General features: G+C 73.6%; 9 protein-coding genes and 1 tRNA gene. 5 read left to right on the top strand and 5 right to left on the bottom strand.

The features are described 5' to 3' along the window. The first annotated feature begins 6 nt into the window (after nucleotides 1–6). The 3 genes from ACFY3J_RS20585 (at nucleotide 7) to ACFY3J_RS20595 (ending at nucleotide 2,885) form a co-directional block, all read left to right on the top strand. On the top strand, nucleotides 7–909 hold the full coding sequence (locus ACFY3J_RS20585) for a LysR family transcriptional regulator (protein WP_141356181.1): 903 nt from the start codon (nucleotides 7–9) through the stop codon (nucleotides 907–909). A 72-nt stretch (nucleotides 910–981) separates the two neighbouring features. Then, on the top strand, nucleotides 982–1,341 hold the full coding sequence (locus tag ACFY3J_RS20590) for an MmcQ/YjbR family DNA-binding protein (RefSeq protein ID WP_384176437.1): 360 nt from the start codon (nucleotides 982–984) through the stop codon (nucleotides 1,339–1,341). Between the two features lie 122 nt (nucleotides 1,342–1,463). Then, nucleotides 1,464–2,885, top strand: coding sequence for an MFS transporter (locus ACFY3J_RS20595; RefSeq protein ID WP_390841426.1), 1,422 nt, complete (start codon nucleotides 1,464–1,466; stop codon nucleotides 2,883–2,885). A gap of 84 nt (nucleotides 2,886–2,969) precedes the next feature. Here ACFY3J_RS20595 and ACFY3J_RS20600 read toward each other — a convergent pair whose 3' ends face one another. Further along, a complete protein-coding gene (locus tag ACFY3J_RS20600; protein ID WP_390841427.1) occupies nucleotides 2,970–3,923 on the bottom strand; it encodes a transketolase family protein in 954 nt (317 codons plus the stop codon). Nucleotides 3,924–4,037: 114 nt separating this feature from the next. Then, a complete protein-coding gene (locus ACFY3J_RS20605) occupies nucleotides 4,038–4,745 on the bottom strand; it encodes a transketolase (protein ID WP_384176443.1) in 708 nt (235 codons plus the stop codon). A 152-nt stretch (nucleotides 4,746–4,897) separates the two neighbouring features. On the opposite strand from ACFY3J_RS20605, the gene ACFY3J_RS20610 reads away from it, so the two are divergent. Both ACFY3J_RS20610 and ACFY3J_RS20615 read left to right on the top strand, forming a co-directional pair. Beyond that, nucleotides 4,898–4,971: transfer RNA gene (locus ACFY3J_RS20610), tRNA-Pro, on the top strand. A 103-nt stretch (nucleotides 4,972–5,074) separates the two neighbouring features. Next, nucleotides 5,075–5,584, top strand: a complete 510-nt coding sequence (locus tag ACFY3J_RS20615) for a nucleoside deaminase (protein WP_384176445.1) — start codon at nucleotides 5,075–5,077, stop codon at nucleotides 5,582–5,584. Between the two features lie 101 nt (nucleotides 5,585–5,685). Here ACFY3J_RS20615 and ACFY3J_RS20620 read toward each other — a convergent pair whose 3' ends face one another. Genes ACFY3J_RS20620 through ACFY3J_RS20630 form a run of 3 tightly spaced genes read right to left on the bottom strand, consistent with a single transcriptional unit; the run spans nucleotide 5,686 to nucleotide 9,672 of the window. Further along, complete coding sequence (locus ACFY3J_RS20620) at nucleotides 5,686–6,657, bottom strand: oligopeptide/dipeptide ABC transporter ATP-binding protein (protein WP_384176447.1); 972 nt, start codon at nucleotides 6,655–6,657, stop codon at nucleotides 5,686–5,688. Beyond that, nucleotides 6,654–8,720, bottom strand: a complete 2,067-nt coding sequence (locus ACFY3J_RS20625) for a dipeptide/oligopeptide/nickel ABC transporter permease/ATP-binding protein (RefSeq protein WP_384176449.1) — start codon at nucleotides 8,718–8,720, stop codon at nucleotides 6,654–6,656. Before ACFY3J_RS20625 ends, ACFY3J_RS20620 begins: the two co-directional genes overlap by 4 nt. Before the next feature lies 1 nt (nucleotide 8,721). Then, nucleotides 8,722–9,672 (bottom strand): ABC transporter permease, encoded by a 951-nt coding sequence (locus ACFY3J_RS20630; protein WP_384176452.1) that lies wholly within the window; start codon nucleotides 9,670–9,672, stop codon nucleotides 8,722–8,724. Nucleotides 9,673–9,837: the final 165 nt, after the last annotated feature.

Below are 9,837 nucleotides of genomic sequence, written 5' to 3' on the forward strand. Positions count from 1 at the left end.
GTTCGCATGATCGAAGCGCGGCGGCTGCACATCCTCCGTGCGGTGGCCGACCACCGCACGGTGACAGCCGCTGCCGCCGCGCTCTACCTCACGCCGTCGGCCGTCTCGCAGCAGCTCACGGCCCTGGAGCAGGAGACCGGCCACCGGCTGGTCGAGCGTGGCGCCAAGGGCGTACGGCTGACCCCGGCCGGGGAGATCCTGCTCAGCCACACCAACGCGGTACTCGCCCAGCTTGAGCGGGCGGAGGCCGAACTCGCCGCCTACGGCTCCGGCGAGGCCGGCACGGTGACGGTCGCCGCCTTCGCCACCGGCATCGCGCAGGTGGTGGCGCCCGCGGTGGCCCGCCTGGCGGGGACGGCGCCCGGCATCCGCATCCGCGTGCAGGACGCGGAGGGCGACGCCAGCCTTCCGATGGTGCTGGACCGGCAGGTCGACGTGGCGGTCGCCGTCGAGTACCGGGGCGCGCCGTCCGCCGACGACCCCCGGCTGACCCACGTGCCGCTGTACGCCGAGCCGTTCGACGCGGTCGTCCCGGTGGCCCACCGGCTGGCCGGCGCCGCGGAGGTGCCGCTCGCCGAGCTGGCCAAGGACACCTGGATCGGCCCGTATCCCGGCAATCCCTGCCACGACGTGGTCGTCCTGGCCTGCGAGAGCGCCGGCTTCCAGCCCCGCCTGGAACACTCCTCCGACGACTTCCGCGCCGTCGTGGCCCTCGCCTCGGCCGACGCGGGCGTGGCTCTCGTGCCGCGCTCGGCACTGCGCGGCATGGACCTCACGGGCGTGGTCGTCCGCCCCGTGGACGGAGTGGCGCCCACCCGCCGGGTCTTCGCGGCGGTGCGCCGGGGAGCCGAGGGGCACCCGCTGATCCGCCCGGTGCTCCAGGCACTGGACGAGGCGGCGCAGGCGTAGCGCCCGGCTGCACCAGGCTGCACCAGGCTTCCTTGGGGGCGGCTGTCAGTGCGAGGGGTTAGCGTGCGGGGCATGCCGGATGCCCATGACGTACGCCGTATCGCCCTGTCCCTGCCGGACACCACGGAGAAGATCGCCTGGAGCATGCCCACGTTCCGGGTCGCGGGGAAGATGTTCGCCACATTGCCGGAGGAGGAGACCTCCATCGCCGTGCGCTGTCCCAAGGAAGAGCGCGACGAACTGGTCCTGGCCGAGCCGGAGAAGTTCTGGATCGCCGGCCACGAGGCGCAGTTCGCCTGGGTACGGGTGCGGCTCACGGCGCTGGAGGACGAGGACGAGCTGCGTGACATCCTCGCCGACTCCTGGCGCCAGGCGGCTCCGCCGCGGCTGCTGGAGGCCCATCCCGGGCTGGGACTGCCCACCGCCCGCTGAAAACCCCTCGGGCGTTGTCAGTGGGCCGTGGCATGATCCGGAGGAGTGGGGCCGGCCGGTGCGGGAGGGACCGCGGTCGGCCGGGGAGTGGGGGATCGGTCGGGGAGGGGAGCGTCGAAAGGATGACCGGGACGTCGTCGCAGTCGTCGCCGGGGGAGGCGGCGGGGCGGGATGACCTCGGAGCCGGAGCCGGAGCCGGAGCCGGAGCCGGGATTCGGGGTGAAGCCGGGGTCGCAGCCGGAGCGGACGACGGCGGTCGCGCGCGGCCGGTGTGGTCGCGGGACTTCGCGCTGTTCTTCGCCGCGCGGGCCGTCGCCCGGCTCGGCGACACCATGCTGCCGGTCGCCCTCGCCGCGGGCCTGCTCCAGCACGGGTACGGCGCGGGCGCGGTCGGCCTCGCCATGGCCTCGACGGCTGCCGCCTTCGCCGGGCTCGTGGTATTCGGCGGCGTCATCGCCGACCGGTTCAGCACCCGCAAGCTGATGATCGGCGCCGACCTGGTGCGGCTCGGCACCCAGGCCCTGGCCGCCGTGCTGTTCTACTCCGGGCACGTGGTGCTCTGGGAGATCTGCGTGATCGGCCTCGTCAACGGCGTGGCGGGCGCCGTGTTCCAGCCCGGCGTGGCCAGTACGGTGCCCAGGCTCGCCTCCGACGTCCAGGCGGCCAACGGCGCCATACGGATCGCGGAGTCCGCGGCCCAGCTCGCGGGCCCCGCCGCCGCGGGCCTGCTCGTCGGCTTCGCCTCACCCGGCGGGGTGTTCGCGGCGCACGCCGCCACCTACGGGGTCAGCGCCCTGTGCCTGCTCCTGCTCCGGCTGCCCCCGCTCATCCGGACCGGCACCCCGGACGGCACGGCGACCGGTGCCTTCAGGGCGGATCTGGTCGAAGGATGGCGGGAGTTCAGGGCCAGAACGTGGCTCTGGGGCGTCATCGCCGTGTGGTGTCTCTACATGATCGCCGTCTGGGGCCCGACCGTCCCGCTGGTGGCCACCGAAGTGGTCCAGCAGCACGGCCCGCGCGCCTACGGCCTGATCAACTCCGCCCTCGGCGCCGGTACCGTCGTCGGCGGCTTCCTCGCCCTGCGGCTGCGTCCCCGCCGTATGCTGCGCGCCGGCGCGTTCGCCCTGTTCGCCTTCGTCGGCTTCCCGGCCACGGTCGGGGCCGGCTTCGGCGTGCCGGCGATGGCGGCGGGCGCCGCCGTCGCCGGGGCGGGCATGTCGTTCTGGGGCGTGATGTGGGCGACCAGCGTCCAGACCCAGGTCCCGTCCGACGTCCTCAACCGCATCCACGCCTACGACGTGGCGGGCTCCCTCGCCATGATGCCCGTGGGCCAGGCACTGGCCGGCCCGGCCGCCACCGCCCTGGGCGCGGACCATGTGCTGCTGGTGTCCGCCGCGATGAGCCTCGTCGTACCGACGGTCCTGCTGGCGGTGCCCGCGATACGCGGGCTCATAAGGGCCGACGCGCGCGGCGCCCACCGCCCGCACGCGCAGGACGGGACCGCGGACGCGGCCCCCGGGCGGACGCAGCCCGAGCGGCACTGACGACGGCGCCTCCGGCCCGGCCACCGCCGCACGGGCTCCGCACGGCCTCCGCGCGGCCTCCGTTCGGCCTCCGCGCGGACGCCTTCAGGCGCCCGAGGTGTCCGCGGCGTTCGAAGTGCCCGAGGTGCCCGCCCCGGCCCGGGTCCCGAGGAACGCCGAGATCCGTTCCCGCAGCGACCGGGCGTCGAGCCCGTGAGCGGTGGTGTGCTCCTCCGCGGTCCCGTAGCGCCGCAGCTCGGCGCGGCCCACACCGAGCCCCAGGACGCGGTGCGGGACGTCGCGGAGCGCGTCGTTCGCCGCCGAGGTCGACGTGCCCGCCAGGTACGGCTCGACCAGGACGACGTCCGTACCGGCCGCCCGAGCGGCCCGGCGCAGCGCGGCCGCGTCGAAGGGCCGTACGGTCGTCGCGTACAGCACGCTGACGTCCAGGCCCTCCGTCGCGGTGAGCACCGTGTCGAGCAGGGGCCCGACGGCGATCACCACACCCGAGCGGCCCTCGCGGACCGTCACGAAGTGCTCGCCGTCGACCGGGCGGCGGTGCGCGTTCGACTGCACGGACAGCCGTACGTAGACCTTGTCGTCGCCCGCGGCGACCGCGTGCCGCAGCAGTGTCTCGGCCTCGTCCGGGTGCCCGGGCACATGGACGGTCCAGCCGTCGAGGGTGTCGAGCAGCGCCACGTCGCCGGGTGCCATGTGGGTGTAGCCGCCCGCGGGCCAGTCGAAGGAGGCGGCGGCGCTGACCAGCACCGCGCCCGCGCCCTGGTGCCCGAGATCCAGTTTGACCTGCTCGAAGGGGCGCTCGACGAGGAAGCTCGCGAAGGTGTGCAGCACCGGTCGCATACCGGTCAGCGCCAGCCCGGCGCCTGCTCCGACGAGGAGCTGCTCGCGGATGCCGACGTTGATCACCCGGTCGGGATGCCGGCGCCGCGCGTCGGCGAAGCCGTCCTTGCCGATCTCGGCGATGACGACCGCCACCCGTGGATCCTCGTCGAGCAGGCGCGAGACGGCCGGTGCGAGACGGTCACGCATGGTGTCCATGGAGGTCGAGCCCTTCTGTGTCGGGAAGCCCGGGGAACCCGGGAGAAGCCGGGGAAAACCGGGGAAAGCCGGGGGGAGTCAGGGGAGGCCGGGGGTCTGCTCAGCGGTTCCGGATCACGGGTTCTTCGGCTCCACCCGGGCCACCACCACGTGCGGGCGGCCCGGATGCGGCGCGGTGAACGCGGCGTACAGCGCCTCGTGGTCGCGGCCGTCGACGCTCGCCGTCGACCAGCCCGCCGCCTCGAAACGGGCCGCGATGCCGCCGGGGCGGGCATGGCTGGCGGAGGCGTTGTCGACGACGACGGTGTGCAGCTGTTCGAGTCCCGCGGGCCCGGCGAACGCGATGGCCTCGTGGTTGCTGCCCTCGTCCAGCTCGGCGTCCCCGGTCAGCACCCACACCCGGGGCCGGCTCAGCCCCTGGGCGCGCAGCCCCAGGGCCGTGCCGACGGCGATGGGCAGTCCGTGCCCGAGCGACCCGCTGCCGATCTCGACGCCCGGCACCAGCGTGCGGTCCGGATGGTGGCCGAGCGGGGAGTCGTAGGCGCCGAAGTCCGGCAGCCAGGCGACCGGCACGAAGCCCTTCGCGGCGAGCACCGCGTAGTACGCCATCGGGCCGTGCCCCTTCGACAGCAGGAACCGGTCCCGCTGCGGGTCGTCCCGCTGCTCCGGGCGGACCCTGAGCACCCGGTCGTAGAGCACCCAGAGCACGTCCAGCGTGGACGTTGCCGCCGGTCCGTGCTTCTCGTCGCCCGTCATGAGTCCCATCAGCCGGGGCAGGTCGGCGTAACCGTGGGCGCGTTCGGTCTCCTCGGTGATCGTCATACCGACGATGGTGCGACCTCAACCAAACTTGAGGTCAAGTCCCGTCGTTCCGACACCGCCCCCGGACCAAAACCCGTGCGCGACCACCGACCTGAGTGCGGTATGGTTTTCCTGCGCGTTCGGCCAGGGGAAACCCCAGGTCAGACGGGCAACGGGACGTGGCGCAGCTTGGTAGCGCACTTGACTGGGGGTCAAGGGGTCGCAGGTTCAAATCCTGTCGTCCCGACTTGCTGAGAAGCAGGTCGAGGGTCGTACCAGAGTGATCTGGTACGACCCTTTCGGTTTTCCTGCCGATGTGCCCGCGACATGCCCCGCCCGAAGGAGACATCGTGTCCCTCGTCGAACCGAACGCCGCCGAGCTGCGGCATCTGGAGCGCGCGGTCGAGCTGGCCGCCGAGGCGGTGCGGGCCGGGGACGAGCCGTTCGGCTCGGTCCTGGTCGGTGCCGACGGGCAGGTCCTGGCGGAGGACCGCAACCGGGTGCACAGTCTGGACGACAACACCCGGCATCCGGAGTTCGAGCTGGTCCGCTGGGCCACCGCCCATCTCACCGAGCGGCAGCGCGCGGAGGCCACCGTCTTCACCTCCGGGGAGCACTGCCCCATGTGCGCGGCCGCCCACGGCTGGGCCGGCCTCGGCCGGATCGTCTACGCCCACTCGGCCGCCCAGTTGACGGACTGGCTGGCCGAACTGGGCGTACCGCCCTCCCCGGTGCGCTGCCTGCCGATCCAGGACGTGGTGCCCGGCCTGACGGTGCAGGGACCCGTCCCGGCCCTGACCGACCGCCTCCGCGAACTGCACCGCGAATTCCACACGACGGTCCGCAGATCCGGCTCCTGACGGAACGGGACGTCAACGGCGGAGGGTGAGCCCGGCCTGCGTACGGGCCCTCCCGTCCACCTCGGAGAGATGGAGGAGAGGGCCCGTACGGGAAGTCGTCCCTACGACCGGTCGTCCTCGGTCTGCGGATGGACGCAGTGCCACCGGTGGGACTCGCCGGGGCCGGACCCGGCCGCAGGGAAGGCGGTCACGCAGGCGTCGTCGGCCTTCCAGCAGCGGGTGCTGAAGGGGCAGCCGGGCGGCGGGTTGACCGCCGACGGCACCGGGCCGTGCAGCACGATGCGTTCGCTGCGCTCCATCAGGCTCGGGGTGGCCGACAGCAGGGCCTGGGTGTACGGGTGCGCGGGGGAGGCGGCGACGCGCCCCGCCGGGCCCTCCTCCACGATCCGGCCGAGGTAGAGCACGGCGAGCCGGTCGGCGAGGTGCCGCACGGTCTGGATGTCGTGCGAGATGAACACCATGCCGAGGTTCAGCCGGTCCCGCAGGTCCGTCAGCAGGTTCAGGACCTGCGCGCGTACCGACACGTCGAGTGCGCTGGTCGGCTCGTCGGCGACGATCAACTCCGGTTCCAGGGCGAGCGCGCGGGCGATGGCGACGCGCTGGCGCTGCCCGCCCGAGAGCTGTCCCGGCAGGGCCCGCAGGGTGTGCGCGGGCAGGCCGACCAGATCCAGCAGCTCCTCGACCCGCGCGTCGCGTTCCTTGTCGTCGCCCCGCCGGTGCACGTCCAGCGGGTCGCGCAGGATCCGGCCCACCGGCAGCCGGGGGTTCAGGGCGGTCGACGGGTCCTGGAAGACGACGCCGACGGAGGAGCCGAACTCGTCGCGCCGCCGGGCACCGGGCATCGCCCACAGGTCCTCGCCGTGGAAGGTGACCGTGCCCTCGGTGGGCCGTTGCAGACCGGTGAGCACCCGGGCCAGGGTCGACTTGCCGCAGCCGGACTCGCCGACCAGGCCGACGATCTCCCCACGCCCGACCTCCAGCGAGGCGTCGGTCAGGGCGTGCACGTGGCTCCGGTCGAACAGGCCGCCGCCGCGGGCCTTGTGGCGTACGTGTACGTGGTCGAGCCGGATCATCGGTTGCTCTCCTGAAGCAGGGCGGCCGGCACCGGGTGGTGGCACGCGGTGCTGTGGTCGGGCCCGCCGACGGGCACGGGTGGGGTGGTGCGGCACAGATCGGTCGCCGCGGCGCAGCGCGAGGCGAACCGGCAGCCGTCCCCGAAGCGTCGGGGCGCCGGGACGATGCCGGGGATCTGGTGCAGCCGCTCGGCGCCCGCCTCCAGCGACACCACCGAGCCGAGCAGCCCGCGGGTGTAGGGGTGGGCGGGCGCGGACAGCAGCGACCGGGTCTCGGCGATCTCCGCGACCTGACCGGCGTACATCACCGCGATCCGGTGCGACAGATCGCCGACGAGCGCCAGGTCGTGGGAGACGAGGATCATCGCGAAGCCGAGCTCGTCGCGGAGCCGTTCGAGCAGTTCCACCACCTGGGCCTGGACCGTGACGTCGAGCGCGGTGGTCGGTTCGTCCGCGATCAGGAGGCGGGGGCTGCGGGAGAGCGCCATGGCGATCAGCACGCGCTGACGCTGGCCGCCGGAGAGTTCGTGCGGGTAGCTGCGCAGGGTCCGACGAGGATCGAGGCCGACCAGTTCGAGGAGTTCGGCGGGGGTCTGCGTACCGCCGCGGCTGGTGAGCTGCTTCAGCTGCCGGCCGACGAGCACCGAGGGGTTCAGCGAGGAGAGAGCGTCCTGGTAGACCATGGCGATCTCCGGGCCGTTGAGGGCCCGGCGCTGTCGGGGGCCGAGCTCCAGGAGGTTCCGGCCGCGGTACTCGACGCGCCCGCCGACCTCGGCGTTGCGGGCCAGCAGCCCCATGACGGCCAGGCTGGTGATGCTCTTGCCGCAGCCCGACTCGCCGACCAGGCCGAGGGTCTCCCCCTCGCGGACCGAGAAGGAGATGCCGTCCACGACCCGGGTGTCGCCGTAGCGGTCGGGGAAACGGATGGTCAGGTCCTTCACGGCCAGGAGTTCGGCCGCGTCGTCGGCGACCGGAGTGACGGCGGGCGGGCCGCTCAGCACGCGCGCCGACAGCCGGGCGAGCGCGGCGTCGACGTCCGCCGCGGCGACCGGATCGACCGGGGTGACGCCCGGCCGCGCACCGCTGTCGGACTGACCGGAACCGGCGGGATCAACGGCACCGGCGGACTCGCCGGAAGCGCCCGCCGCGGAGGTGGCGGTCCCGCTCACGGAGGACGTCGCGGACCGCGGATCCCCGTCGTCGGCGCGTGCGTCGGACGGTGCCGCCGCCGCGTCGGTGAGGCCCTCGGACAGGATGTTCAGCGCGAGCACGGTCGCCAGCAGCACCAGTCCGGGCAGCAGGGTGGCCCACCAGCCGCCCGACAGCAGGATCTGCCGGCCGTAGGAGAGGACGTTGCCCCAGCTGGGGTCGGGGTCCTGCACACCGGCACCGATGAAGGACAGGCTGGCCTCGAAGATGATGGCGTCGGCGACCAGCACCGTGGCGAACACCATGACGGGCGCGGCGCAGTTGACGGCCACGTGGCGGACGACGATGTACGCCCGGCGGGCGCCGATCACCTTCTCGGCGGCCACGTAGTCCTCGCCGTACTGCGCCATGACGTTGGCGCGCACCACGCGGGCGAGCGAGGGCATGTAGACGAAGGCGATGCACAGGATGAGCACGGGCAGGCTGGTGCCGAAGACGGTGACCAGCACGGCCGCCAGCGCGATCGGCGGGAAGGCCATGACGATGTCGAGCGTGCGCATCACCGACTCGTCGCCCAGTTTGCGCGAGGTGGCGGCGAGCGAGCCGAGGACCGCGCCCAGCACGAGAGCGGCGGCGGTCGAGCCCAGGCCGATGACCAGGGAGTACCGGGCGCCGTAGACCACACGGGCGAAGACGTCCCGGCCGACCCGGTCGGTGCCGAACCAGTGGGCGCCGCCGGGTGCCTGGACGGGGATGCCGGTGGCGAGCGGGTCGGCGGCGATCAGCGGCGCGAACACGGCGGCGAGGACCACGATCCCCAGCACGCCCAGGGCGAGGCGCGAGGACAGGGGAAGCGCCCGGAACCGGATGCCGGGGCGGGACAGTCTCCTGACGAGACCGCTTCTGGGGAACATGTCACACCGTCCTGATACGCGGGTTGACCAGCAGGTACAGCAGGTCGACGACGACGTTGACGACCAGGAAGGCGACGGCGATGGTGAGCACGGTGCCCTGGACGAGGGCGACGTCGCCGCCGGTGACCCCCTCGAGGATCAGCTTGCCCATGCCGGGCAGGTCGAAGATCGTCTCGATCACGACCGCGCCGCTGAGCAGGTAGCCCACCCGTACGCCGAGCACGGTCAGCGGAGTGATGAGCGCGTTGCGGAGCACGCCCCGGACGACGACGTGGCGGGGCAGTCCGTTGCCGGTGGCCGTCCGTACGTAGTCGCGGTCCAGCTCGGCCACCATGGAGGTCCGCACCAGACGGGCCAGCGAGGCCGCCACGGGGACGGCGAGGGCGAAGGCCGGCAGGGCCATGGACCTGAGCCAGCCGCTGAAGGAGTCGGCCGGGTTGACGTAGCCGCCGGTGGGGAACACCGGGCTGTTCAGGGCGAACTGCTGGATGAGCAGCACCCCGAGCCAGAACGACGGGACCGCGACGCCCGCGATCGACAGCACACGGGTGAGCTGGTCCGGCCAGCGGTCCCGGAAGACCGCGCCGGTCACGCCGAGTACGAGGGCGAGGACGATCGCGATCACCAGGCCCAGGGCGGTGAGCTGGATGGTGAGGGGCAGCGCGACGGAGATCCGGTCGAGCACCGGCTGGCTGGGCGGCACGGTGGAGCCGAGGTCGCCGCTCAGCAACTGGCCGAGGAAGTGGACGTAGCGCACCGGCAGTGGGTCGTTGAGGCCGTTGGCCTCGGCGAAGGCGGCACGGGCCGCGGCCGAGGCGCCGTCGCCCAGGGCGTTGTAGGCGGGGTCGACCGGCGAGAACTGAAGCACCACGAAGACGAGCAGCGTGATGCCGAGGATCATCACCGGCATGATCGCCAGACGGCGCAGCGCGAGCCGGAGGAATGTGACCATCGTGGGTTCCTAGGGAAGGGGAGGGCACCGGGGCGGGGGGGGGGGGCCCCCGGGGGGGGGGGGGGGGGGGCGCGGGGGGGGGGGGCCCCCCGGGGGGGGGCCCCCGCCGGCCGGGGGGCGGAGGGCCCGGGGCGGGGGGCGGGGGACGGGGCGCGCCCCGCGCGT

The sequence above is a fragment of the Streptomyces sp. NPDC001231 genome, from assembly GCF_042896885.1.
GTDB lineage: Bacteria > Actinomycetota > Actinomycetes > Streptomycetales > Streptomycetaceae > Streptomyces.

Coding starts and splice junctions, on each gene's coding strand:
- ACFY3J_RS20590 (WP_384176437.1), top strand. CDS start 982: ATGCCGGATGCCCATGACGTACGCCGTATCGCCCTGTCCCTGCCGGAC.
- ACFY3J_RS20585 (WP_141356181.1), top strand. CDS start 7: ATGATCGAAGCGCGGCGGCTGCACATCCTCCGTGCGGTGGCCGACCAC.
- ACFY3J_RS20595 (WP_390841426.1), top strand. CDS start 1,464: ATGACCGGGACGTCGTCGCAGTCGTCGCCGGGGGAGGCGGCGGGGCGG.
- ACFY3J_RS20605 (WP_384176443.1), bottom strand. CDS start 4,745: ATGACGATCACCGAGGAGACCGAACGCGCCCACGGTTACGCCGACCTG.
- ACFY3J_RS20620 (WP_384176447.1), bottom strand. CDS start 6,657: ATGATCCGGCTCGACCACGTACACGTACGCCACAAGGCCCGCGGCGGC.
- ACFY3J_RS20630 (WP_384176452.1), bottom strand. CDS start 9,672: ATGGTCACATTCCTCCGGCTCGCGCTGCGCCGTCTGGCGATCATGCCG.
- ACFY3J_RS20625 (WP_384176449.1), bottom strand. CDS start 8,720: ATGTTCCCCAGAAGCGGTCTCGTCAGGAGACTGTCCCGCCCCGGCATC.
- ACFY3J_RS20600 (WP_390841427.1), bottom strand. CDS start 3,923: ATGGACACCATGCGTGACCGTCTCGCACCGGCCGTCTCGCGCCTGCTC.